Source organism: Amycolatopsis sp. NPDC023774 (assembly GCF_040639695.1).
GTDB lineage: Bacteria > Actinomycetota > Actinomycetes > Mycobacteriales > Pseudonocardiaceae > Amycolatopsis.
This window is the reverse complement of sequence record NZ_JBFAAJ010000003.1, coordinates 332,780-355,700: the sequence shown is the minus strand read 5'-3', so window position 1 is coordinate 355,700 and position 22,921 is coordinate 332,780. Positions and strand designations below refer to the sequence as shown.

General features: G+C 72.7%; 25 protein-coding genes. 13 read left to right on the top strand and 12 right to left on the bottom strand.

Annotation, left to right across the window (positions count from 1 at the left end; genetic code table 11):
• Nucleotides 1–9 precede the first annotated feature (9 nt).
• Nucleotides 10–1,509 carry an amino acid permease gene (locus AB0F91_RS11195; RefSeq protein WP_360596798.1) on the bottom strand — a complete coding sequence of 500 codons (1,500 nt, stop codon included), beginning with the start codon at nucleotides 1,507–1,509 and terminating at the stop codon, nucleotides 10–12.
• A gap of 159 nt (nucleotides 1,510–1,668) precedes the next feature.
• Between AB0F91_RS11195 and AB0F91_RS11190 the strand changes: the two genes are divergently transcribed.
• The 4 genes from AB0F91_RS11190 (at nucleotide 1,669) to AB0F91_RS11175 (ending at nucleotide 4,586) form a co-directional block, all read left to right on the top strand.
• Nucleotides 1,669–2,334, top strand: a complete 666-nt coding sequence (locus AB0F91_RS11190) for a helix-turn-helix domain-containing protein (RefSeq protein ID WP_360596797.1) — start codon at nucleotides 1,669–1,671, stop codon at nucleotides 2,332–2,334.
• Nucleotides 2,335–2,362: 28 nt separating this feature from the next.
• A complete protein-coding gene (locus AB0F91_RS11185) occupies nucleotides 2,363–3,310 on the top strand; it encodes a hypothetical protein (protein WP_360596795.1) in 948 nt (315 codons plus the stop codon).
• Between the two features lie 192 nt (nucleotides 3,311–3,502).
• Nucleotides 3,503–4,141 carry a tetratricopeptide repeat protein gene (locus AB0F91_RS11180; RefSeq protein ID WP_360596794.1) on the top strand — a complete coding sequence of 213 codons (639 nt, stop codon included), beginning with the start codon at nucleotides 3,503–3,505 and terminating at the stop codon, nucleotides 4,139–4,141.
• On the top strand, nucleotides 4,101–4,586 hold the full coding sequence (locus AB0F91_RS11175) for a hypothetical protein (protein WP_360596793.1): 486 nt from the start codon (nucleotides 4,101–4,103) through the stop codon (nucleotides 4,584–4,586). Before AB0F91_RS11180 ends, AB0F91_RS11175 begins: the two co-directional genes overlap by 41 nt.
• A 29-nt stretch (nucleotides 4,587–4,615) precedes the next feature.
• Here the strand turns inward: AB0F91_RS11175 and AB0F91_RS11170 are convergent, their stop codons facing one another.
• The 3 genes from AB0F91_RS11170 to AB0F91_RS11160 form a co-directional block, all read right to left on the bottom strand.
• The gene (locus AB0F91_RS11170) at nucleotides 4,616–5,881 is read right to left on the bottom strand and encodes a ribonuclease D (protein WP_360596791.1); all 1,266 of its coding nucleotides are present in this window, start codon (nucleotides 5,879–5,881) and stop codon (nucleotides 4,616–4,618) included.
• 71 nt (nucleotides 5,882–5,952) lie between these two features.
• Entirely contained in the window at nucleotides 5,953–6,669 is a 717-nt protein-coding gene (locus tag AB0F91_RS11165; protein ID WP_033291604.1) for a response regulator transcription factor, read from the bottom strand.
• Between the two features lie 676 nt (nucleotides 6,670–7,345).
• Entirely contained in the window at nucleotides 7,346–7,909 is a 564-nt protein-coding gene (locus AB0F91_RS11160; protein ID WP_360596788.1) for a DUF3000 domain-containing protein, read from the bottom strand.
• Between the two features lie 752 nt (nucleotides 7,910–8,661).
• Here AB0F91_RS11160 and hemE point away from each other — a divergent pair.
• The 4 genes from hemE to AB0F91_RS11140 are packed head-to-tail and all read left to right on the top strand — an operon-like array spanning nucleotide 8,662 to nucleotide 13,291.
• Nucleotides 8,662–9,759, top strand: a complete 1,098-nt coding sequence (hemE, locus tag AB0F91_RS11155) for a uroporphyrinogen decarboxylase (RefSeq protein WP_360596787.1) — start codon at nucleotides 8,662–8,664, stop codon at nucleotides 9,757–9,759.
• Nucleotides 9,756–11,165: a protoporphyrinogen oxidase gene (hemG, locus tag AB0F91_RS11150; RefSeq protein WP_360596785.1), complete on the top strand. Its 1,410-nt coding sequence runs from the start codon at nucleotides 9,756–9,758 to the stop codon at nucleotides 11,163–11,165. The genes hemE and hemG overlap by 4 nt, the downstream gene beginning before the upstream one ends.
• A gap of 51 nt (nucleotides 11,166–11,216) precedes the next feature.
• Nucleotides 11,217–11,909 carry a hydrogen peroxide-dependent heme synthase gene (hemQ, locus tag AB0F91_RS11145; protein WP_220238375.1) on the top strand — a complete coding sequence of 231 codons (693 nt, stop codon included), beginning with the start codon at nucleotides 11,217–11,219 and terminating at the stop codon, nucleotides 11,907–11,909.
• Between the two features lie 5 nt (nucleotides 11,910–11,914).
• Nucleotides 11,915–13,291 carry a CoA transferase gene (locus tag AB0F91_RS11140; protein WP_360596784.1) on the top strand — a complete coding sequence of 459 codons (1,377 nt, stop codon included), beginning with the start codon at nucleotides 11,915–11,917 and terminating at the stop codon, nucleotides 13,289–13,291.
• On the opposite strand, the gene AB0F91_RS11135 is transcribed toward AB0F91_RS11140, so the two are convergent.
• From AB0F91_RS11135 to AB0F91_RS11120, 4 genes are all read right to left on the bottom strand, one after another.
• A complete protein-coding gene (locus AB0F91_RS11135; RefSeq protein ID WP_360596782.1) occupies nucleotides 13,281–13,601 on the bottom strand; it encodes a hypothetical protein in 321 nt (106 codons plus the stop codon). The genes AB0F91_RS11140 and AB0F91_RS11135 overlap by 11 nt on opposite strands.
• A complete protein-coding gene (locus AB0F91_RS11130; RefSeq protein WP_360596780.1) occupies nucleotides 13,598–14,401 on the bottom strand; it encodes a DUF692 domain-containing protein in 804 nt (267 codons plus the stop codon). The genes AB0F91_RS11135 and AB0F91_RS11130 overlap by 4 nt, the downstream gene beginning before the upstream one ends.
• Nucleotides 14,394–15,308: a TIGR04222 domain-containing membrane protein gene (locus AB0F91_RS11125; protein WP_360596779.1), complete on the bottom strand. Its 915-nt coding sequence runs from the start codon at nucleotides 15,306–15,308 to the stop codon at nucleotides 14,394–14,396. Before AB0F91_RS11125 ends, AB0F91_RS11130 begins: the two co-directional genes overlap by 8 nt.
• Nucleotides 15,309–15,503: 195 nt before the next feature.
• Nucleotides 15,504–15,908, bottom strand: coding sequence for a hypothetical protein (locus tag AB0F91_RS11120; RefSeq protein ID WP_360596777.1), 405 nt, complete (start codon nucleotides 15,906–15,908; stop codon nucleotides 15,504–15,506).
• A gap of 71 nt (nucleotides 15,909–15,979) precedes the next feature.
• On the opposite strand from AB0F91_RS11120, the gene AB0F91_RS11115 reads away from it, so the two are divergent.
• Nucleotides 15,980–16,333: a hypothetical protein gene (locus tag AB0F91_RS11115; protein ID WP_360596775.1), complete on the top strand. Its 354-nt coding sequence runs from the start codon at nucleotides 15,980–15,982 to the stop codon at nucleotides 16,331–16,333.
• Between the two features lie 58 nt (nucleotides 16,334–16,391).
• Here the strand turns inward: AB0F91_RS11115 and msrB are convergent, their stop codons facing one another.
• From msrB to AB0F91_RS11095, 4 genes are all read right to left on the bottom strand, one after another.
• A complete protein-coding gene (gene msrB / locus AB0F91_RS11110; RefSeq protein ID WP_360596774.1) occupies nucleotides 16,392–16,817 on the bottom strand; it encodes a peptide-methionine (R)-S-oxide reductase MsrB in 426 nt (141 codons plus the stop codon).
• Nucleotides 16,818–16,836: 19 nt separating this feature from the next.
• Nucleotides 16,837–17,142 carry a hypothetical protein gene (locus tag AB0F91_RS11105; RefSeq protein ID WP_220238380.1) on the bottom strand — a complete coding sequence of 102 codons (306 nt, stop codon included), beginning with the start codon at nucleotides 17,140–17,142 and terminating at the stop codon, nucleotides 16,837–16,839.
• A 108-nt stretch (nucleotides 17,143–17,250) separates the two neighbouring features.
• Nucleotides 17,251–18,942 carry a serine/threonine-protein kinase gene (locus AB0F91_RS11100; RefSeq protein ID WP_360597090.1) on the bottom strand — a complete coding sequence of 564 codons (1,692 nt, stop codon included), beginning with the start codon at nucleotides 18,940–18,942 and terminating at the stop codon, nucleotides 17,251–17,253.
• Nucleotides 18,943–19,059: 117 nt separating this feature from the next.
• Nucleotides 19,060–19,734 (bottom strand): TVP38/TMEM64 family protein, encoded by a 675-nt coding sequence (locus AB0F91_RS11095; RefSeq protein WP_360596772.1) that lies wholly within the window; start codon nucleotides 19,732–19,734, stop codon nucleotides 19,060–19,062.
• A 65-nt stretch (nucleotides 19,735–19,799) separates the two neighbouring features.
• Here AB0F91_RS11095 and AB0F91_RS11090 point away from each other — a divergent pair, with 65 nt between their 5' ends.
• The 4 genes from AB0F91_RS11090 to AB0F91_RS11075 all read left to right on the top strand — a co-directional run bounded on the left by AB0F91_RS11090 (nucleotide 19,800) and on the right by AB0F91_RS11075 (nucleotide 22,911).
• A complete protein-coding gene (locus AB0F91_RS11090; protein ID WP_360596771.1) occupies nucleotides 19,800–20,822 on the top strand; it encodes a DNA polymerase domain-containing protein in 1,023 nt (340 codons plus the stop codon).
• 223 nt (nucleotides 20,823–21,045) lie between these two features.
• The gene (locus tag AB0F91_RS11085; protein WP_360596769.1) at nucleotides 21,046–21,438 is read left to right on the top strand and encodes a DUF6221 family protein; all 393 of its coding nucleotides are present in this window, start codon (nucleotides 21,046–21,048) and stop codon (nucleotides 21,436–21,438) included.
• A 48-nt stretch (nucleotides 21,439–21,486) separates the two neighbouring features.
• Nucleotides 21,487–22,476, top strand: a complete 990-nt coding sequence (locus tag AB0F91_RS11080; RefSeq protein ID WP_360596767.1) for an LLM class flavin-dependent oxidoreductase — start codon at nucleotides 21,487–21,489, stop codon at nucleotides 22,474–22,476.
• Between the two features lie 180 nt (nucleotides 22,477–22,656).
• Entirely contained in the window at nucleotides 22,657–22,911 is a 255-nt protein-coding gene (locus AB0F91_RS11075) for a hypothetical protein (RefSeq protein WP_360596765.1), read from the top strand.
• Nucleotides 22,912–22,921: the final 10 nt, after the last annotated feature.

Below are 22,921 nucleotides of genomic sequence, written 5' to 3'. Positions count from 1 at the left end.
GACGTCCTCTCAGACCGCAGGTTCGAGGGCGGGGGTGGTGGACCGGCGCAGCCGCAGCCAGCAGAACCAGCCGATCAGCAGGGCGGCGCCGACGAACTCGACGGGGAACAGCAGCAGCCAGGGTGAACCCGAGCCGGCGAGGTCGTAGATCTCCGCGCGGGGCCAGGCGATGTTGACGATCATCACCACGCCGTAGGCGACCGCGGCGAGGTTGACCGGGAGCGCCCAGCGCCCCAGCGAGAACAGACCCGGCTCGGCGGGGAACCGCCCGCGCAGCCGGCGCACCAGCAGTGGGCCGGTGACCAGCAGGTACGCGAGGTAGATCACCACCACCGAGGTGCCGGTGATCGTGCTGAACAGGGTCGGGTTGCCGACGTTCACCCCGAGCAGCGCGATGGCCAGCGCACCGGAGACGACGGCGGGCCACAGAGGGGTGCCGGTGCGCGGGTTCACGCCGGACAGGCGCGCGGAAAACGGCAGCGCGTTGTCCCGGGCCATCGCGTAGATCAGCCGGATCGTGCCGGTCTGGATGGTGAGGGTGCACACGATCACGGCGATCGCGACGTCGGCGAGGAAGAGCCGGCCGAAGGTGTCGCCGAAGACGGCCGTGATCACGTACGGCAGCCCGTGCCCGGCGAGCTCCCCGTCGGTGAGGCTCGGCGCGGCCATGAGCGCCGTGAGCACCACGGCGAGGCCGCCGAGCCCGGACACCAGCACCGCGCGCAGCACGGCTCGCGGGGCTGCCCGGCGGGCGTCGCGCGTCTCCTCCGCGACGGAGGCCGCGGTGTCGAACCCGTAGAGCACATACGCGGCCATCAGCGCCGAAGCGAGCACCCCGCCGATGCCGGCCGCGGAGGCGCCGTCACTCACCGGGACGCTGTGCACCACGACCTGTGGCCCGCGCACGGCGAACAGCGCCAGGCCGCCGACGAGCACGACGACGCCGATCAGCTCCGCCGCGACCCCGATGTCGTTGATGCGGGCCATCACGCGGACCCCGGCGGCGTTGACCACCGTGGTGAAGACGATCAGCAGCGTGCCGAGCAGCACGGCGTTGGTGGCGCCGGTCGGCGACGTCACCGACGGGTCGCCGCCGACGAGCTGGAACCCGCTCCACACCGACGGGAGCACGATCTGCAGGGCGATCGCCGCGGCGGCAAGGGCGACCACGCAGCCGAGCAGCATCATCCAGCCCGCGAGCCAGCCGGCGAAACCGCGCGCGAGCTGCTTGGCCCACTGGTAGACGGATCCGGCGAGCGGGTAGCGGGCGGCCAGCTCGGCGAAGACGAGCGCGACGAGGACCTGCCCGGCGAGCACGAACGGCCACGACCAGAAGAACAGGGGGCCGCCGAAGGTGTAGCCGAAGCCGAAGAGCTGGAAGACGGTGGTGAGGATCGAGACGAAGGAGAAGCCGGCCGCGAAGGCGGAGAAGCCGCCCAAGCTGCGGCGGAGCTCCTGGCGGTAGCCGAACTGAGTGAGGTCGTCGGAGGGGACCGGTGGCGCGGGCATGCGGGGCTCCCGTCTGCTGGCGGGTATTTCGATCGGTTGACCGAAATTAAGCCGCCGGTGGGTCGCTGCCGTCTCGCCCGCGTAAGGCGAGTGTTAACGGGTGTTTCCGGAGGGGGCTGCGGCGCGTAACACGGCCGGGCGCCTGGCAGGATCGGCCGCGTGGACGGGAAGGCGACGGGAGTGGGGCGGCCCCGGGCGAGCGGCGCGGCGGCGAGCCGCCAGGACGCGCGCGAGGCGGTGCTCGACGCGGCGGGGGAGTTGTTCACGGGCGCGGGGTACGCGGCCACCACCACCCGTGCGATCGCCGAGCGGGCGGGACTGCGGCAAGCGTCGCTGTACTACCACTTCCCGGCCAAGGAGGACATCCTCGCCGAGCTGCTGGCGGCCACGGTCCGGCCTTCGCTGGCCGTCGCGGTCGGGCTGGTCTCCTCGCCGGAGCCGGCGAGCGTGCGGCTGTGGGCACTGGCCTACGCGGACGTGCGGCTGCTGGGCGGGGCCCGGCACAACATCGGCGCGCTCTACCTGCTGCCCGAGGTGTCGTCGCCGAACCTTGAGGGGTTCCGTGCGGAGCGAGCCGAGCTCAAGGCCGCGTACGGCACACTCGTGGCCGCCGCCCGGCAGGGTGTTTCGGAAATCCGCACGGACCTGGTGTTCGGTCTGGTGGAAAGCACCGCGATCACGCGCCGCGACGACCCGGCGCTCGACGTCGAGGCCCACGCCCGTGAGGCGGCCGACGCCGTCGTACGGCTGGCCGGCATCGGCGAACCGGACGACCCGCTGCGGGCGGCGGCCCGCGCGCTGCTGGAAGGAGCTGGTCGGACATAATGCGCATTGTGGACACTTCGCTTCGGTGGTGCCTGTGAAGTTCTTCCGTTCGCGGCCGTTCGACGAGGCAGCCGCGCTGCGTGGCTCGGCGGCGTGGTCGCGCGGCCGCGAAGGCGCGCGTGACCTGCTGGAGCGCTTCGGGGTCGCCGTCCGGCTGGGCGAACTGGGCGAGTGGCGCGACGCGGAGCCGGTGTTGCGCGAGCTCGTGCCGCCCATGACCCGGGAGTTCGGCCCGCGCAGCAAGGAGACGCTGGGCCTGTGGGTGCAGCTCGCGCTGTCGTGGTCCGGGCAGGGCCGCCCCGACGAGGCCGTGCCCCTGCTGGCCGAGACCGAGGACGTCTACGAGCAGACGTGGGGCGCCGAGGCCGCCACGATCTGGTGCCGCCGCATGCTCGTCGAGGCCCTGAGCGTGGCCAACCGAGTCGACGAGCGCGTCGCCGCGTCGGCCTCCCTCGTCCGCTACTGCGCCGCCGAACTCGGCGACGCAGATCCGTTGACCCGCGAAGTCCGCTTCGGCGACTTGATCGCGCTGTGCGACGCCGACCGCCAGGACGAGGCGCTGCGCGAGCTGGCGGAGCGGATCGTCCCGCACCTGCGCAAGCCCTTCGACCTCGACTGGGCGGAAGCCGCGCGCCTGGAGATCGGCGCCGAACAGGGCGACCCCGCTCTTGCGGTGCCGCCACTGCGCGAACTCGCCACCCGCCACCCCCGGCACGGCTTCTTCCGCCAATGTCTCGCCGACGTGCTGGTTTTGACCGACGACCACGCCGAGGCCGCCTCCCTGCTGACCTCGCTGGTCGCCGAGTCGTGGAGCGGCTGGCGCCAGACGCTCCGCAACCGCGGGACCTTGGCCCAGATCCACCCGGACCCGGAGGTGGCGGCCTTCCACGCCCGCGCGGTGCTCGCGGCGGTGGCGTGGCCGGTGGGGCATCCGGAAGTGGTTGCGGCGCAAGAGGTCCTGGACCGTCTCAGCTGAGGTCAGCGGACTGCTGGGGCCGACTTGAGGCCTTGGCCCGGACCCGCTCGGACCTCGAGCTGGGGGCTTGCACTCCTGCGCGATTCCCGCGGCGGTGGGCCTCCAGGGAAAGCTGGCTGGTCAAGAGGTTCTGGACCGTCTGCGCTGCGCCCGGCAGACTGCTGCGGTGCCCAGACCGAGCGGCCGTCAGCCGTGAAACTGTTCCGTTCCCGGCCCGCAACCGGCGCGGCCGACGAGGACACAAGGCTGCGGGCTGCGCTGGCGAAGGTCCGCAACCCCGAGAGCCTGCCCGCCCTCCGGCGCCGGCACGATCTGGGCCGAGCGCTGATGACGGCGGGCGACTGGCCGGCCGCCGAAGCGTTGTTCGCCGAGCTCGCGCCGGTGCTGGCGCGGGTGGTCGGTGCCCGGCACCCGAACACCCTGGCCGCGTGGACGAACCTCGCCCTCAGCCAGGCCGAGCAGGGCCGGCCGGACGAGGCGGTGCCGGTGCTGGTGCGGACCGCCGAGGCCTACGAGCGAACGTGGGGCGCGAAGGAGCCCGGCACCTTCCAGGCCCGCCTCAACCTCGCGCTGGTGCTCGAAGTGGCCGGGCGCTACACCGAGGCACTCGACGTGCTCGACACCCACTGGCGCTCCTGCGCGGCCGAACTCGGCCCGGTTCACGCGGTGACCCGTGTGAACCGCTACCCGAAAGTTGGTTTTGCGGCGCGAGCTCGACCGCCATGGGGAGGCCGAGCGTTCGGCCGCGGAGCTGACAGCCCTGGCCACGACCGACCGCACGCGCGACAGGATGGCCGCGATCGGCCTGGTGGTCCGCGCGCAGCGGGGTGATCCGGCGGCGGTCGTCGCGCCCCTCCGCGAACTCCTCGCCCGCCACGGCACCGCCGGGTTCCGGGAGGCCCTCGCCACAGCTTTGCTGCTCGCGGGCGAAGCCGAGGAGGCCGCGGACTTGCTGGGTTCGGTCCTCGCCGCTCGCTCGAAACCCTCACGCGGGTCGTTGCTCATCCGCGGCTCGCTCGCCCGCGCCCACCTGGAAGCCGGCCACCTCGACGCCGCCGAACGCGAGGCCGGCGTAGTCCTGGCCACCGGCGCCTGGCCGGCCGGCCACCCCGCCCTGCTCGCAGCGCAAGCGACCCTCGCGCGCGTCGTGGCGCGTCGTGGCCATCGCGAGGAGGCGATCCGCGGCTTGGAAGCCGTGGTCGCCGGCTTCGGCGCGGCTCTCGGCCCGGGGCACACGCGGACTCGCGAGGCCGCCGCGTGGCTCGGCGAGATGTGATCCACCGCGGCCGGGGAGCGTGGGCGCTTTCAGGCAGAAGCCGTCGAATGCAGCGCCTTGCTCAGCGCCCCCACCGTCAACTCCACCTGCCACGGCCGGGCCCCGCCCGCCTGCAGCACCGCGGCCACCCCGTCTTCCGACAGGTCGGCCGGCGGGCGCCAACAGGTGCGGCGCACGAGGTCGGGCAGCATGAGGTTCTCCACGGGCAGCCGCCGGTCCTCGGCGATGGCGGCCAGCGCGGCGCGGGCCGCGGAGAGGCGGGCGGCCGCGTCGGGGTCCTTGTCGGCCCAGCGGTTGACCGGGGGTGGGCCGTCCGAGGGCTGGGTGGGGCTGGGGAGCTCACTCGCGGGCAGCGCCTTGGCTGCCTGGAGGTGCCGCAGCCAGCTGGCCGTGTACTTGCGCTGCACGCGGCCGCTGAACACCGGCAGCGCCTGCAGCTCTTCGACGGTTTTCGGGTCGGCAGTCACGGCGTTGACGATGGCGCTGTCGGGCAGGATGCGGCTGGGCGCGCGGTCGCGTTTGCGGGCCAGCTCGTCGCGGGCCTGCCACAGCTCGCGCACGGCGGCGAGGCCGCGCGGGCTGCGGATCTTGTGCACGCCCGACGTGCGGCGCCAGGGTTCAGCGCGCGGGGCGGGCGGCGGCGCGGTGCGCACGGCCTCGAACTCCTGCCGCGCCCATTCGAGCTTGCCCTGGGACTCCAGCTCGATCTCGAGCTTTTCGCGCAGCTCGTTGAGGAGCTCGACGTCGAGGGCGGCGTAGTTGAGCCAGTCGACGGGCAGCGGCCGCTTCGACCAGTCGGCGGCGCTGTGGCCCTTCTCGAGCGTGTAGCCGAGCAGCAGCTCGACGAGCGTGCCCAGCGCCACGCGCTCGTAGCCCGCCAGCCGGCCGGCCAGCTCGGTGTCGAAGAGGCTCTTGGGGTGCAGGTCCAGCTCGGCCAGGCACGGCAGGTCCTGGGACGCGGCGTGGAGCACCCACTCGGTGTCGTTGAGGACTTCGCGCAGAGGAGCGAGGTCGTCGGCCAGCGCGATCGGGTCGAGCAGCACCGTGCCGGAGCCTTCGCGGCGCAGCTGCACGAGGTACGCCTTGGGCCAGTAGCGATAGCCGGACGCCCGTTCGGTGTCCACGGCCACGGCACCGGTTCCCGCGGCGAGCCGCGCGCACGCCTCGGCGAGCGCCGCCGGATCGGTCACCACGGGGGGTGTGCCTTCGGCGGGCTCGCGTAGCAGCACGGGCGATCCGGCGTCCTCGGTGGTGGTCTCTCCGGTCCGGGCGCCGTCCGCCTGTGCACTTCCCATAGCTGACGACCCTACGGGACGGGCGTACCGCGCCTGGTCCGCCCGCCCCGCAGGGCCTCTGTCTGCCTTCGTCAGCGGATCACACCGGCGCGCATAGCCAATGCGACCATCTGTGCCCGGTCACCCGTGCCGAGCTTGCGCCCGATGCGGGAGAGGTGCGACTTCACGGTGAGCGCGGAGAGGGAAAGCTCCTCCCCGATCTCCTTGTTCGACTGCCCGTCGGCGACGAGCTGGAGCACCTCCACCTCACGGGCGGAGAGCTCACGCGGGGTGTTGTCGGTACCGGCGACCCGCGTGCCGGTCGCCAGGACCGGGGCCACGCTCGGATCGGCGTACACGCCGCCTTCCAGAACCCTGCGCACGCCGTCGGTGACCACCACCGGCGAAGCGGACTTCAGCAGGTACGCCTGGGCACCGGCCTGGAACGCCGACCGAACCGCGTACGGGTCGTCGGACGATGCGAGCACCACCACACGCGGCCACCCGTGGCTACGGAGTTCCGTAACCAGCTCGATGCCGCTGCCGTCCGGCAGTCCGAGATCGAGGATCGCCAGGTCGCACGGGCCGGTGGCCTGTGCTCGCGCCCTCGCCTCGGCCACCGTGGCGGCTTCGTGGACCGTGCCCGCACCCATCTGTGCGAGTCGTGCTGCGATTGCCTCCCTCAACAGCGGGTGGTCATCGACCACCAACACGGAAAAAAGCTCTTCCCGCGGGTGCGGAACCATGCTCGCCGGCAAAGCACCGGCTGGCGTGGATCGAACGGCCTGAGATAAGCCGACGGTAGCCACGTCACTACCTCCCTGGAGTCGGTCGTGCCCCCCGACCGGCACCGGGACCTTCGGCCGTTCAGCCGCGCCAGCTTTAGACCGAAAGTGGTGTCGTCGAAGGCACTGTAGCCGCCCGGAGGACATTACGGGGGGATCGAACGGGTATCTATCTGAAACGACTCGTCACTCAGGGCGTTCACCGTCACACGATTGGGCTAGTGCTGAGCTCGTTGCTAACGGAACGGCTTCCGGAGGCGATGCAACAGGGTTACCGAACCCGAAACGCCCGTGCAGGTGGGCCGTGCACCTGCGGGTGCTTCCGCCTGGACGTCTTCTGAGCAGTCCACCAGACACCGGAAACCGCCCTCCGCCGGGGCAAGATCAACTTTCTTCACGTTTGCACCGGGGCGTGGAGGGGGCTCTGGGTGGGGCTGCTTCGGGGGCTCTGCGGGCCTCGGGGTGGCTTTGCAGGCGTGACCGGCGCATGACAGCCCGTGATCATGGGGTCTTCACGAACGTGGGCGTCCGTGCGTGCTAGTGCGCGCGGTCCCAGGTGGACGGACGTGAACGGCTCTCAGAATCGCGTTCGGTCCGTCGCCGGTGTCGCCGGTTGTCCAGACCAACGCGGGCGCTCGTGGACGTTCTGCGGCGCGCGAAGGACCCGGACGGGCGGCCCGTCCGGGTGAACTTCGGTGGGTCAGGAGCTCTGGCGCTGTTCGAACAACGTGACGCCGACCGGCGGCAGCCCCACCACGCTCGCCATCACCTGGCAGAACGCGTAGCCGTGGGCGCGCAGCGCGGCGTCGGTGGGCGTCCAGGACGCCCGCAGTTCGAGATCGTCGGTGCGCGGGGGCCCGGAGATGTCGCCGAACCGCGCCGAGGAGGTTTCCGTGACCGTGCCGCCCAGCGCGGTCCACGAGGCCCCGGACGCTTCCAGCGCGTCGGTCAGCCACGACCAGCCGACGGCCGGCAGGAACGGATCGGTGGCCAGCTCGCGGTCGAGCTCGGCCCGCACGTACATGACCAGCCGCAGGACGCCGTCCCAGCCTTCCTGGCCGTCGGGGTCGTGCAGCAGCACCAGCCGCCCCGACGCCAGCACGTCCGCGGGCCCGGCCACCTCGCAGCTCACCGCGAACGACCACGGCGCCAGCCGTTGCGGCGCCCGCATGGTCTCCAGCCGCACCTCGGGACGCGGCCGCACGGACTTCAGCGCCGCGACGGCTTCGCGGAAGAGTTCGGGCACTGGTGTCATCGCGGTCACGCAACGACTGTAGGGCGGCGCCGCCCCGTTGCGGCCGCAGGCGCGCCGAGGGACGACCCGACCGGCCCAGTGGTCCGCCGGCGGGTCGCCGGGACCGGGCGAATCGGGCGCGGGGGCTTGATCCGGCCGCGGTGCTGGTCGCGGCTTCGACGGTCGTGCCGAGGGGATGGGGGAGCCGCGACCGTGAACCGACCGAACTCTGGCGATCGGATCCGACGCGCCAGGACAGCGCCGTCCGCCGGCCGTTCGCCCGGGCCGGGCGGTTTCCGGCGCGGGGGCTTGATCCGGCGGGAAGGCCGGTCGGACTTCGCGGCGGCGGGCCGGTACGGCCCGAGGACCGCGGGTGTGGGCAGGTGTGACTTCACGGAGGTCGGCGGCCGCTGGCCGGGCGGCCGGTTGTGACCGGAGCGCCGGTTGGGGGGCGTGCGGCCGGTCCGGTGGCGTGCTCGGTGCGGGCCGGCTGGACCTTCCGGCCGCTCGGTGGGCCGACGACAACTCCGGCTGCCGCGGCTTGATCCGGGCATGGTGGTCGGGCGGCCGGTCCGACAACCCGACCTCGGAGGCCGCCGAGCGGCCAGGCCGTGAGGCCGGGACGCCTTGATCCGCCGTGCGCGGTCGGACAGCCGGTCTCGGTGGCAGGCCCAACCCGGAGGTGGCCGAGTGGCCCGCCTCCCGCGGGCAACGGAGGACAAACGCGGCCGAACCGGGCGCGGGCACCGCCGCGGCCAGGCTGGTGCGCGAGGCGTGGGACGATGGGCTTCGTGCCTGAGCTTTCGTCTGTGTCTGAGTCCTCCGCGTCCGAAACCGCCTCCGCTGTCGCCGCGCGGCGAGTGCTGGCGGAGTCGCCGTTCCTGGCCGCCGCGCGCGGGGCGAAGCCCGTGCGCACGCCCGTGTGGTTCATGCGCCAGGCCGGGCGGTCGCTGCCGGAGTACCGGAAGCTGCGCGAGGGCGTCGCGATGCTCGACGCGTGCTTCGACCCCGAGATGCTCGCCGAGATCACGCTGCAGCCGGTGCGCCGGCACGGCGTGGACGCGGCGATCCTGTTCAGCGACATCGTGGTACCGCTGAAGGCGGCGGGCCTGGACATCGACATCGTGCCGGGCACGGGGCCCGTGGTGGCCAAGCCGGTGCGCGACCTCGCCGCCGTGCGGGCGGTGCCGCTGCTGGAGGCCGAGCAGGTCGAGCGCGTCGCGGAGGGCGTGGGCCTGCTCGTGGAACGCCTGGGCGACACGCCGTTGATCGGTTTCGCCGGGGCGCCGTTCACGCTGGCCAGCTACCTCATCGAGGGCGGCCCGAGCCGCAACCACGAGCACACCAAGGCGCTCATGCACGCCGAACCCGAGCTCTGGCACGAGCTGGCCGGCCGCCTCGCCGACATCGCGCTCACCTTCCTGCGCGCGCAGCTCGACGCCGGCGCCGACGCCATCCAGCTGTTCGACTCGTGGGCGGGTGCGCTGTCCGAGCGCGACTACCGCGAGTTCGTCCAGCCGCACTCGGCGAAGGTGCTGGCCGGCGTGGCGGACTACGGCGTGCCGCGGATCCACTTCGGCGTCGGCACGGGCGAGCTGCTCGTGGCGATGCGCGACGCGGGCGCCGACGTCGTCGGGGTCGACTGGCGCGTGCCGCTCGACGAGGCCGTGCGCCTGCTCGGCGGCAAGGCCGTGGTGCAGGGCAACCTCGACCCGGCGCTGCTCTACGCGGGCTGGCCGGTGATCGAGGCCGAGGTGCGCCGGATCGTCGACGAGGGTCGCGCGGCCGACGGGCACATCTTCAACCTGGGCCACGGCGTGCTGCCGAGCGTCGAGCCCGAGGTGCTCACCCGCGTCGTCGAGCTGGTGCACTCGCTGTGAAGCACGTCGCCGTCGTCGGCGGCGGCATCTCCGGCCTGACCGCGGCCTACCGCCTGCGGACGCTGCTCGGCGACGCCGTCGCGATCACCGTCTTCGAAGCCGCCCCCGCCGTCGGCGGCAAGCTGCGCACAGCCGTGGTCGGCGGCGTGCCCTACGACGTGGGCGCCGAGGCGTTCCTCGCCCGCCGGCCCGAGGTCACGGCGCTGGTCGCCGAGGTCGGGCTGGGCGAGCACCTCGTGCACCCCACCAAGGCGCGCGCCAAAATCCACGCCGGTGGCACCGTCACGGGCCTCCCGGCCGGCACGGTCATGGGCGTGCCCGCCTCCGCCGACGCCGTGGCCGGCGTGCTCTCCGAAGAAGGCCGCCTCGCCGTCGAGAAGGAACGCTCCCTCGGCCCCGTCGAGCTCACCGCCGCCGACCTGCCCCTCGGCCCGCTGCTGCGTGCCCGCTTCGGCGACGAGCTCGTCGACCGGCTCGTCGACCCGCTGCTCGGCGGTGTCTACGCGGGCGGCGCCGACGGCCTCGGCCTGCGCGCGACCATGCCCGGCCTGGCCAAGGCCGTCGCCGAGGGCGCCGGCTCGCTCACCGACGCCGCGGCCTCCCTGCTGCCGAAAACCCCCGGCACCGCGCCCGTGTTCGGGACGTTGACCGGCGGCCTGACCACACTCCTGGACCGCCTGCGCGAGCTGTCCCGCGCCACGGTGCGCACCTCCGCCACCGTCCGCGCGCTGACCCGCACCGCGAACGGCTGGCGCCTCGACGTCGGCGCCGCCGCCCCGGCCCACGCCCCCGAAGACACTCCGGTGGACGTCGACGCCGTCGTACTCGCCGTGCCCGCGCCCGCCGCGCGCAAGCTCCTCGCCGACGTCGTCCCGGCCGCGTCCGAGGCGTTCGGCGAGGTCGAGCTGGCGTCGATGGCCGTGGTCGCCCTCGCGCTGCCGCCCGGCACCGAGCTGTCCGACGCGTCCGGGATCCTCATCGGCGCGGGGGAGAAGGACCCCGAGGGCGTGCCCTACGCGTCGAAGGCGTTCACCTTCTCCGCCAACAAGTGGGCCCACTACGGCGCCGCCGGCCCGGTGCTCGTCCGTGGCTCCGTCGGCCGCTTCCGCGAGCCGGGCGCGCTGAACGGCGACGACGAAGCCCTGGTGCGCGCCGTCCGCGAGGACCTCGCCCGCCTCACCGGCGTCACCGCCGAGCCGCTCGACACGCTGGTCACCCGCTGGGGCGGCGGCCTGCCCCAGTACGGCGCCGGGCACCTCGAGCGCGTGAAGCGCATCGAAACCGCTGTCGACCGGGTCCCCGGCTTCGCCGTGGCGGGCGCGACGCTGCACGGCGTCGGCCTCCCGGCGTGCGTTGCGACCGCCGATGCCGCCGCGAAGCGGATCGCGGCGAGCTTCACAGTGTGACGTGACGGAGGCGCTTGGCGCCCGAATGCCGCGCGGTGCGAGGATGGAGCCATGGCGCGGCTGAACTACAACGAGCTCAACGACAGCATCCGCTACACCGCCTGGTCGGTCTTCCGGGTGGAGCCCGGCCGCCTCGGCGAGGACCGCGGGACCGCGGGACAGGAGACGGCGGAGTTCCTCGACGGGCTCGCCGACAAGGGCGTGGTGGTGCGCGGCGTCTACGACCTGTCCGTGCTCCGGGCCGACGCCGACTACATGGTGTGGTGGCACGCCGAGGAGATCGAGCAGGTCCAGGCCGCCTACAACGGCTTCCGGCGCACGCCGCTGGGCCGCGCGTCGACCCCAGTGTGGAGCCAGGTGGCGCTGCACCGGCCGGCGGAGTTCAACAAGAGCCACATCCCCGCGTTCCTCGCCGGTGAGGAAGCGCGCAAGTACATCTGCGTGTACCCGTTCGTCCGCTCGTACGAGTGGTACCTCCTGCCGGACGAGGAGCGGCGCAAGATGCTCGCCGACCACGGCAAGGAAGCCCGCGACTACCCGGACGTGCGCGCCAACACCGTGGCGTCGTTCGCGCTCGGCGACTACGAGTGGATCCTCGCGTTCGAGGCCGACGAGCTGCACCGCATCGTCGACCTCATGCGTCACCTGCGCGCGACGGAGGCCCGCCGCCACGTGCGCGAGGAGATTCCGTTCTACACCGGCACGCGCGTGGCGCCCGCCGAGCTCGTCGCGGCACTGCCGTAACCGCGGTGCAGGACGTGCTGGCCGGGGTGTGGCAGACGCTCACCGGCGAATCCCTCCCGGCCGTGTCCCTGACCGGCGACGAGTCCGTGCTGCCCGGGACTTTCCGGGTCGAGGCCGCCGCGACGGCGGGCATCGCGGCCGCCACGCTGGCCGCCGGTGAGCTGCTGCGCCTGCGCGGCATCGACCCCGGCACGGTGGGCGCCGACACGCGCCACGCCGCGGCCGCCGTGCGCAGCGAAGCCTTCCTGCGAGTGGACGGCGAGCTGCCCCCGAGCCCGTGGGGGCCGATCGCCGGCGACTACCTCGCGTCCGACGGCTGGGTCAAGCTCCACGCGAACTACCCGCGCCACGAGGCCGCCGTGTGCTGGTCGCTCGGTGTGCCCGCGCAGCGCGAGGCCGTCGCGAAGACCGTGGCCGCCAAGACGGCCGCCGAGGTCGAGTCGGCCGTGGTCACGGCGGGCGGCGCGGCCGCGCTCCTGCGTTCGCGCGACGAGTGGCTCGCGCACCCGCAGGGCCAGGCCGTCGCGGGCCTGCCGATCGCCGAGATCCGGCAGGTCGGCGACGCGCCGAAGAACACGCTCTTCGACTCCGACCGGCCGCTGGGCGGGGTCCGGGTGCTGGAGCTGACGCACGTGCTCGCCGGGCCCGTCGCCGGCCGCGTGCTCGCGGCCCACGGCGCGAACGTGCTCCACGTCGGTGCCGCGCACCTGCCGCGCATCCCCGCGCTCACGATGGACACCGGCCACGGCAAGCGTTCGGGGTTCGTCGCGCTCGACACCGAGGGCGGCCGGGCGCGGCTGAAGAAGCTCATCGCGCGCGCCGACGTGGTGCTGCAGTCGTTCCGTCCCGGCGCGCTCGAGCGAATCGGATTCGGTCCGCAGGAGATGGCCGAGCTGCGGCCGGGTCTCGTCACGGCCGACCTGTCGGCCTACGGCTGGGAAGGCCCGTGGGCCCGCCGCCGCGGGTTCGACAGCCTGGTGCAGATGGCGTCGGGCATCGCCGAGGAAGGCGCTCGCGTCGCCGGCACCGACCGGCCGACGCCGCTGCCCGCGCAGGCGCTCGACCACACCACGGGCTGGCTCGCGGCCGCGGCGATCATGACGGCGGTGCGCCGCACGGTCGTCGAGGGCGGCAGCTGGAACGTGCGGCTGTCGCTCGCGGGCACGGGCCGGTGGCTGGATTCGTTGGGCCGCAAGGAGCCGGCTGCGTCCCTTGTGGACTCAGCGGACTACGGCGATCTCGTCGAAGAAGTCGACAGCGACTTCGGCAAGCTCACGCGCGTGAAGATGGCCGGCGACCTGCCGGGCGCCCAGCCGCACTGGGACCACGCGTCGCACCTGCCCGGTGCGGACAGCGCGGTGTGGCACCCGGTCAGTTCCTGAACCAGCGCCGGCGCTTCGCGGGTTCTCGGTCGGCGACCCAGGTGGCGAACGCGTCGGCGTACTCGCGCGCACGGATCGTGTCGGTTTTCGGGTGCGTGGCGGCGTAGGCGTCGAAGAGCGGGGCGAAGCGCTCGCCCAGGCTTTCGGCCAGGTTGGGCCTGAGGTACGCCATGAGCCGGCGCCGTTTGGCGAGCAGGACGTCGGCCTCCACGCGCAGCCGTTCGGGCGCGAACCCCGGCGGGGGCGGGGCGCCGGTGAGCAGCGCGTCGAGCAGCGCGGCCTGCCGGGCGGCGAGCTCCTCGCGGCTCACGCCGTCACCGTCGCGCGCAGGGCGGCAAGTTCTGCGGCCAGCTCGGTGTCGGTGGGGTAGTCGTCGTCGCGTTCCAGCAGCACGCCCGGCGGATCGGTGCGGTGGCGCAGCTCGGCGAGCAGGTCGAGGACCTCGGGCAGCACCGGGTGCGCGTGCGTATCGTGGTAGACGCCGTCGCGCTCGACCCCGCCCGCCATGTGCACGTAGGCCAGGCGCTCCCAGGGGATCCCGTCGAGGAACGCCGCCGGGTCGGTGCCGACGTTGCGTGCGTTGGCATACAGGTTCGCCACGTCGACGATCAGCAGGCACCCCGTGCGCTCGGTGAGCTCGGTGAGGAATTGCTCCTCCGACAACGTGTTCTCCGGCCATTCCAGTACGGCCGCGATGTTCTCCAGTGCCAAGGGGACGTCCACAATGGACTGAGCGAGGCGGACATTGGCCACGAGCACGTCGAGCGCCTCGGGGGTGCGCGGCAGCGGCATGAGGTGCCCGGAGTCGAGCCCGCCCGCGCGGACGAAGCACACGTGGTCGCTGGCGAGCGGCGCGTCGAGCGCCCGGGCCAGCTCGGCGAGGTGCTCGACGCGCTGGGTGTCCAGCGGTTCGGCCCCGCCGAGCGAGAGCGAAACGGCGTGCGGCAACACGGGCATGCCGCGCTGCCGCAACGCCAGCAGGCTTTCGGGCAGGTGCGGCGCGTGGAGGTTCTCGGCGACGACCTCGACCCAGTCGACACCGGGCAGCCGCGCGATCGACAGGTCCAGCTCGGTCCGCCAGCCGATGCCGACACCGAGCCGGTCAACCACCGCAACCCCCACCGCCACCGCACGAAGAACCGCAGGAGGAACCGCTGCTGCAAGAAGACCCGCTGCTGCACGACGAGCTGCTGCTGCACGATGAACCGCCGCCCGGCGAACCACCGCCGGACCCGGCGAACGGTTGGAAGGGCGGGATCAGCGCCGCGCTCAGCTCGTCGTCCGGGTACATCGCGAGCCCGCCCAGCGCCACGGCGCCGGCCGCTCCGGCGAGCAGCAAGGCCGGTTGCGCCGCACCCTGCGTGCTGCTCGAGGACCGGGCGCGGGTGAGTGCGCCTCGGCCCCTCGGCGTGATCCGCACGCGCTTGCGGCTGCGCACGACCCCGGCGACGATCGTCAGCACCAAGGCCACGACGAGCAGCAGGAAGAGCCAGCCGACCGGCCGGTCGTTCGCCGCACCCGTCACGAACCGCACGGCTCCGACCACCAGGAGAACCAGGTAAGCCAGCAAGACCGTGGTGTGGAACGGCCGCGCTTCGCTGCCGGAGGTCAGCAGGCCGGTGCGCTGCATCTCGGTTTCGAGGTCGCTCATCGCCTTCGACCGGGCGGCCTTGGCCCGCAGGCTGCGAGTGGTGCCGCCGGTGGCGCCCTTGGCGCCTTCGTGCACCGACCGTTCGATCTTGTGCCACGGGCGCTTCCCCGCCGCCGTCACGAGCCCCTCGCTGTTCACCCGCAGCAGGCCGCGGTCCACCAGCGCCGCGATCGCCGTGTCGGCCACGCGCTCGGGTCCGCCGGCGAGGTACGCGAGGTGGTAGACGTCCGGAAGCTCACCGGTGTGCTCGACCGCCCGCGTGCGCGCGACGCGCGGCCACACCACCTGCACCATGAGCACCACGGCCAGCACGATTCCGTACCACGCCAGGAACTGCGGTCCCGAAATCCCCCAGGTCTCGTTCACGGTGTGCCTCCCTCACTTTCGCAGTCGCCGGACCATACCGACCCGGTTCACCGGGTGGGTCGGCACAACTGACGCCGTCGGCGGCGCCTCGGTTCCGTCAGCAGCTGCCGGAGCCGCCACCGCAGCTCGAACCGCCACCACATCCTGAGCCGCCACTGCACCCCGAGCCGCTGCCGCAGCTCGAACCGCAGCCGGTCAACGCCGGATAAAGCCATCCACCGCCGGGGCCGGCGCCGCGGTGGTACTCGGGGTGATCGGACCGGGTTTTCCGGCCGCGGCTGAAGACGATCCGCGTCTCGCGGTCGGGATGGCTCCCAGCCCGCCGAGCACGACGGCGCCCGCGGCTCCCGTCACGAGGCTGCGGTCGGCCCACGCCGCGCGCACGGCTTCGTGGCCCGCGTCGGTGCGCTCGGCCGCCTGCCGGGAACGCATGACCGGCAGCGCCCCGAGAAGGGCGACCACAACCACGGCCGCGGCGACGAACCAGCTCCCGGATGCCACACCCAGCACCAAACCACCGACCGCGAGCGCGGCCTGCGCGGCGGCCGCCCACCACCATCGCCGGCGCAGCTTGGCGGTGTCGACGACGAGCCCCCGCACCACGAGGTCCCCGTCGAGCTCGGCCGTGACGTCGGTCGTGGACAGCCGTCGGACGACGTTGGCGAAGTGCGGTGCCGGACGCCCACGAGCTCGGCCGCGGCCACGCTCAGCGCGTCGGCGGGTGCCAGCGGCGTGCGGTACAGCCGGCCGCTGCTGTCGAGCCGCAGCTGCTCGCGTTCGACCATCGCCGCCACCACGGTTTCGCCGGTCCGGTGCCGGCCGGCGGTGAGGAACGCGATCTGCGCCAGGGAATCCGGGCGAGCGGCGCCGCGGAAGCCGGCCCGGGCCCTGCGGTCACGACGGAGGCCGTCGAGGAACACGAGTACGCCGAGGAGAGTTCCGGCGATGGTGGCGAGGAGTGTCATGGCGCCTCCCCCGGTGCGTTGTGTTTCGTGCACGCGCGCGACGACGTCGTGGTTGCCTGATCTCCCGAGAAAAAAGCGCCCTCCCGGTGGGGAGGGCGCTCTTCGGTGATCGTCGGTGTCACTCGGTCTCGGGAACCAGCTTCAGCGAGATCGAGTTGATGCAGTAGCGCTGGTCGGTCGGCGTGTCGTAGCCCTCGCCCTCGAAGACGTGACCGAGGTGGCTGTGGCACGAGGCGCAGAGCACCTCGATGCGGCGCATGCCGAGCGTGCGGTCTTCGCGCAGCAGCACGGCGTCGGAGTCCGCCGGATCGAAGAACGACGGCCAGCCGCAGTGGCTCTCGAACTTCGTGTCGCTGCGGAACAGCTCGGCGCCACAGGCCCGGCACTCGTACGCGCCGGTGGTCTTGGTGTCGGTGTACTCGCCGACGAACGGCCGCTCGGTGCCGGCCTGGCGGAGCACCGCATACTCCTCGGGGCTCAGCTGCTCGCGCCACTCCTGCTCGGACTTCACCACACGGGGCGTGGTGCCGACCACGGGTTTCATACCTTTCACTTCGCCCACGTTACCCCGCCAGGAAAGCGATCGCGTGGGTCACGATCTGCCATGCGGTCACGATCACCCCGAGCACGATCAACGCCGCGATGAGCGCCGAAACCCAGTAGCGCAGCCCGCCCGCGCGGCTGCTGGAATCGGCGAAGTCGGAGACCTGGTCGAGGCACGCTTCGACGGTGAACGTCGGGCCAGTGCGCTCCATCCGGTCGAGGTGCGCGGCGAACGCGCGCGCCTCCGGGTCGTACGGATCCAGCCCGACGAGATCCTCGTGGAACCGAGGATTCCAGCCCGGCTGTACAGCTCCGCTCTCGGCCATGGCTCCACGGTAGGCCATTACCCCTGCTCACCACACTCCCCGCGCGGTGAGTCTCACTGCTTCGCAACAGTGGCGTAGCTCCTGGTGACGCCGTCGCGAGCCGGCGAGTCAGCCCTGGGTGGTGTCCTTCTGGCTCTTCGTGTCCGAGTCGATGAGGATCTGTCCGCCGGAGTTGACGACGCGGAACTCGCGACTCTCCGAGTGGTCGCGGAATACCACGGTGACCGAGATGTTCACCGAGTTGTCGGCGTTGTAACTGCCCCGAGCGGCCCTGCTGCTCACGTTGCCGAACTGCTGCCAGTATTGGTCGAATGCCGCCTGGCTGCCGTAGACCTGCTGTGCGGCCGGGGTGAGCATCGCCCACGCCGCCGCCGCGTCCTGCGGGAAGCTGTAGAAGTCGATCACCCGCTGGCCGGCGGGTGAGAGCGCGAGCTTGCCCCCGTCGTTCGGCGTCTGGCCGAGCCCAGCAACCGGCGGCGATGCGGACGGGCCGGTGCTGGGGGTTTTCGGCGCGCCGGTCGAGTTCGTCTGCTGCGGCTGGTTCGCGGTGTTCGAACCGTTGCCCTCGCCGCTGTTGCCCGAGCTCAGCACCAGGAACACCACCACCGCGATCACGACCACGGCCGCGGCACCGCCCGCGAGGAGGGCGAACTTGCGCTTGTTGTCGGCAGGCGGTGGCGTGCTCGACGCGTTGCGGTAGTTCGGCGCCGCGGCCGTCGGAGCCGGGCGGGGCTGCTGCTGCGTCGGCCGGGCCGGCGGAGCCGGCTGAGCGGGCAGGGCGGGCTGGGGCCGTGGCGGCGTGTTGGGCGGTGCGGCGGGCGAGCGCATCGGCATGAACGCGGCCGTCGGGGTGCGCGGCGGGTTCGACGGGGCCTTCTGCGCCGGGATCGGGGCGCCCGGCTTCGGGCCGTCCACGCGCTGCCACGGCGGACGTGAGCCGCCGCGGTCGAGGCGTTCGGTGGGGCCGGACGAAAGGAGTTCCGGGCCCACGGCCGGCTCGCCCGCCGCGAGCTTGGCCAGGCCTTCGCGGGCCTCGGCCATGCTCGGGCGCTCGCCGGGCTCGCTGCGCAGCAGGCTCATCAGCAGCGCGGTGGCCGGGCCGGCCTGGGTCGGCGGGTTGATCTGGCCGTTGGCGGCCGCGTAGAGCAGGGCGAGCTGGTTGGTCGTGTTCCCGTAGGGCGTCTGGCCCTCGATGGCCTGGTAGAGCGTGGCGCCGAGGGCGAACACGTCGGAGCTGGGCACCGGGTCGGCGCCGCGCGCCAGCTCGGGCGCGAGGTACGCCGGGGTGCCGCCGATGAGGCCGGTCTGCGTGAGCGTCATGTCGCCGGCGGCGCGCGAGATGCCGAAGTCGGTGATCTTCGCGGTGCCGGTCTCGTCGATGAGGATGTTGCCGGGCTTCACGTCTCGGTGCACGATCCCGGAGCGGTGCGCGGCGACGAGCGCGGCGGCCACCTGCTCCCCGATGCGCGCGACCTGCCCGACGGGCAGCGTGCCCTGCTCGGCCAGCACGGCCGAGAGGCTCGGGCCGTCGAGGAACTCCATCACGAGGCAGGGGTCGCCGCCGTGTTCGGCGATGTCGAAGACGACGATCGCGTTCGGGTGCTGGAAGCGGGCCGCGTTCTTCGCCTCGCGCATGGCGCGCTGGCGCATGTTGTCGCGTTCGGCCTCGGAGACGCCCGGCTGGGGCAGGATCTGCTTGATCGCCACCGACCGTTCCAGGCGCACGTCGACGGCGCGCCACACCACACCCATGGCACCGCTACCAATGTGCTCGACGAGGCGGTAGTGCCCCGCGATCAGCTGACCGGTGTCGATGGCGACCGCTCCTGACGAAATCCCGGTGATCCTGGCCTTACTCAGCGCGGATACCCCTCGCGCACCCGAATGAGTGTAGCGGTCGGGTGGATGTTGCCGCCGTCAGCCAGCCGGTGCGGAGGCGGCGGGCTCTTGCTCCTCGACGGCGGGAGTGCGCTTCTTCAGCACCGTGACCAGGCCGACGGCTCCGGCCGCGGCGAAAACGGCGTAACACCCGAGGAGTGCGGGCGGCGTGTCGCCGGTCAGCGCGTCCGCCAGCACCACCACGGCGACCGTGCCTGGGACGCTGCCCAGCAGCGTGCCGACCAGGTAGGGCACCAGTTTCACCGTCGACACCCCGCACAGGTAGCTCAGCGGCGCGAACGGGACCACGGGGATCAGCCGCAGCGAGGTGATCGCCAGCACACCGCCGCCGGACAGCCGTTCGTTGACGATGCGCACGGGGGCGCGGTGCAGGTGGCGCAGCACGAGGTCACGGCCCAGCAATCGTGCGAGCCCGAACGACAGGCCAGCTGCGATCGTCGTCGACACCAGGCCGATCGCGATCCCCGCGACACTGCCGACGAGTAGCCCGGCCGCGAGGTTGAACACCGTGCGCGGAATGGGCGCCACGGTGAGCAACGAGTACGCGACCAGCAGCACCAGCGGCGTCGCGGGACCGGTCGCCTGGCCCCACCGGCGCAGGTCCGCCGGGCCGGGGATCGGCAGGAACACCGCGGCCGCCGCGAGGAGGACGAGCACGGTGAGCGCGAGGATCAGCTTGGTTCTGCCGGACACCCGGTCCACGGTAGAGGAACGCGTGATCGGCAGGCGCGCGGCGTGGATCCGGCTACGGTGGGCCCATGCCCAAGAACGGCGATCCGGTCGAGTACCAGGTGGGGGAGCGCACCGTCAGGGTCACCAGCCCGGACAAGGTGTACTTCCCGGAGCGCGGCATCACCAAGCGACAGGTGGTGGAGCACTACCTCGCGGTGGGCGAGCCGTTGCTGCGCGCGATCGGCGAGCGGCCCACCACGCTCAAACGCTACGTCGACGGCGTTGCGGGCGAGTGGTTCTACGCCAAGCGCGTGCCGAAGGGCGCGCCGGAGTGGGTCCAGACCGCGCGGATCACGTTCCCGTCCGGGCGCACCGCCGACGAGGTCTGCCCGACCGAACCCGCGGTGTTCGCGTGGGCGGCGAACCTCGGCACGTTCGACTTCCACCCGTGGCCCGTTCGGCGGTCCGATGTGGACCATCCGGACGAGCTGCGCATCGACGTCGACCCGCCGGACTCGGCCGGTTTCGACGACGCCGTCGCGGTGGCGCGTGTGGTCCGCGAGGTGCTGGCCGACGCCGGACTCACCGGCTACCCCAAGACGTCCGGCGGACGCGGCGTCCACGTGCTCGTGCGCATCCGGCCGGAATGGGACTTCATCGCCGTGCGCCACGCGGTGATCGCGCTCGGGCGCGAGGTCGAACGCCGCGTCCCGGACAAGGCCACCGTTTCGTGGTGGAAGGAGGAACGCGGCGGCCGCGTGTTCCTCGACTACAACCAGGCGGCGCGCGACCGCACCGTCGCATCCACGTGGTCGGTCCGCGGCACGCAGCGCGCGACCGTGTCCACGCCCCTGACCTGGACGATGCTCGACGACGTGCACCCGGACGACTTCGACGTGCTCACCGTGCCGGCCTTCCTGGCCGAGCACGGCGACCTCCACGCGCCGATGGACGAAACGGCGTTCGGCCTGGAAACCTTGCTGGAGTGGTACGACCGCGACGACCGCGACCTGGGCGGCGCGGAGCTGCCGTACCCGCCGGACTACCCGAAGATGCCGGGTGAACCCAAGCGCGTGCAGCCCAGCAAGGCGCGGCCGGACACCGAGTGATCGCTCGGTCGCCGCGGGTACTCACCGTCCGTGATCAACTTCGGCGAACGCGAAGAATTCCCACCTTTACGGCTGCGTAATGTTCCCGCAGGTCAGCCTGCGGGTGGGGTAGCGTCCGGCGGGCTCGGGTTGACCCCCGCGGCACGTCTGGCGCGTAACGCCCCGGCGCTGCGTGGCGACTATCCCGCGCCGGAGGAGCCCGGCTCGAGGAGGGAGGCCTTTCGTGGACGACCTGATCGCGTTCCTCGCCGCGCGGGTGGGTCAGCGGCAGGCGCTGATCATGCAGGCGGTGCAGAAGGCGAAGAACGGCGAGGCGCTCAACCGCGGCGAGACGAAGGTCGCGGTCGAACAACGCGTGCGCGCGCTCGGCGACATCGAGCTCGACGTGGTCAACCAAATGATCAACGAGGTCGAGGTCACGCGCCGTATCATGCTCGCCCACCGCACCACGGTGTCCGAAAAGGTCCCCGGTTTTCCGTTGTACGGCAGCGAGTACTGGTGCGAGACCTGTCACGTCCCGGCCGACGAGGCGGGGTCGAACTGGTGCCTGACGCTGCGGCTGCTCGCCCTGCCGTACGCCGACCACCCGGACTACAGCGAACGCTGGCGTCCGTAGCTCGCCACACCGGGGAATCCGCCGCGCAGCGGCCGTGTTGATCCCAGGGTGACGTTCCGGATCTCCGTGCTCGACCGTTCGCCCGCCAGGCGCGGGCGGGGCAGCGCGCAGGCGCTGAGGGACACCGTCGCGTTCGCGCGGGACATCGAGGGGCTCGGGTACCACCGGTTCTGGGTGTCGGAGCACCACAGCGTGCCCGGGGTGGCCGGGTCGGCGCCGACGGTGCTGGCCGCGGCAGTCGCGTCGGTGACATCGCGGATCCGGGTGGGTACGGGTGGCGTGATGCTGCCGAACCACCGGCCACTGGTGGTGGCGGAGCAGTTCGGGGTGCTGGAGTCCCTGTTCCCGGGCCGGATCGATCTGGGGCTGGGCCGGTCGGTGGGGTTCACCGACGGCGTGCGGCAAGCACTCGGGCAGGGGCGAGAGGCGGCCGAGGACTTCGGCGGCCAGGTGCGCGAGCTGCTCGCGTTCTTCGGGGGCGACCAGACGGCCTACCCCGGCGTGCACGCGATTCCGGCGGAGGGGCTGAGCCTGCCGACGTTCCTGCTGGCCACCGGCTCCGGCGCCGACCTCGCCGCCGAGCTGGGCCTGCCGCTGGTGATCGCGCCGGCGCGCGGGGAGCGGGCGATGGTCGAGGCCATCCGGCGTTACCGGAGCACGTTCGCGGGCGCCGAACCGTATGTCGTCGTGTCGACATCGGTCGCCGTCGCGGACACCCACGAGGAGGCCCGCCGGCTGTTGGTGCCCGAGGCGTGGTCGACGGTGTACTCGCGCAGCCACGGCGTCTTCCCGCCGCTCTCGCCCGTCGACGAGATCCTGGCGCTGCCCAAGACGGACCGCGAACGCGTGCGCCTCGACGACATCGTCGCGAGCCAGATCGGTGGCACTCCCGCCGAGGTGACCGACCGGCTCGGCGAGCTGGTCCAGGCCACCGGGGCTGACGAGCTCCTGGTCAGCACGAGTACCTACGACCAGGCTGCCCGCGTCGAGTCGTTCGCCGCACTGGCCGAGCTGGCCGGGCTCTCGGTCTCAGCTTAAAAACGCTTACCCGCAACGGAACACACTGCTACGGTAAAGGCATGACTGCCGGGTCGGCCGAGCGCCGTGAGCAGACGGGGTACCCGGCCTTGCCGTGACCCCCAGGTGGGCCCGTGGCCCACCCCTCCCCCGCGAACTCCGAGGACATTTCCGCGGTTCGCGAAGGGAGGTGAAATCGTTTTGTCCACATCGGAATCCACCGGAGCCCCGGAAACCACCTGGCGCTCCTGGCTGTCCGAGCACGCCACGGGCGGAGTGCTTGACGGCGTCGTCGTGCAGCGGCTGCCGTTCGGCGCGTTCGTCGAGGTGGCGCCCGGCATCCGGGGCCTGCTCGTGACCGACCGCGGCGCCGCTCCTGAAGTCGGCGTCCGCCTGTCGGTGCGCATCGAGCAGATCGACGTCGAACGTCGCCGGTTCAGCCTCGTCCCGGCGTGACGCGCGCGGG

Coding starts and splice junctions, on each gene's coding strand:
- AB0F91_RS11090 (WP_360596771.1), top strand. CDS start 19,800: ATGCCCAAGAACGGCGATCCGGTCGAGTACCAGGTGGGGGAGCGCACC.
- hemE (WP_360596787.1), top strand. CDS start 8,662: ATGGGCTTCGTGCCTGAGCTTTCGTCTGTGTCTGAGTCCTCCGCGTCC.
- AB0F91_RS11105 (WP_220238380.1), bottom strand. CDS start 17,142: ATGGCCGAGAGCGGAGCTGTACAGCCGGGCTGGAATCCTCGGTTCCAC.
- AB0F91_RS11170 (WP_360596791.1), bottom strand. CDS start 5,881: ATGGGAAGTGCACAGGCGGACGGCGCCCGGACCGGAGAGACCACCACC.
- AB0F91_RS11195 (WP_360596798.1), bottom strand. CDS start 1,509: ATGCCCGCGCCACCGGTCCCCTCCGACGACCTCACTCAGTTCGGCTAC.
- hemQ (WP_220238375.1), top strand. CDS start 11,217: ATGGCGCGGCTGAACTACAACGAGCTCAACGACAGCATCCGCTACACC.
- msrB (WP_360596774.1), bottom strand. CDS start 16,817: ATGAAACCCGTGGTCGGCACCACGCCCCGTGTGGTGAAGTCCGAGCAG.
- AB0F91_RS11175 (WP_360596793.1), top strand. CDS start 4,101: ATGGCCGCGATCGGCCTGGTGGTCCGCGCGCAGCGGGGTGATCCGGCG.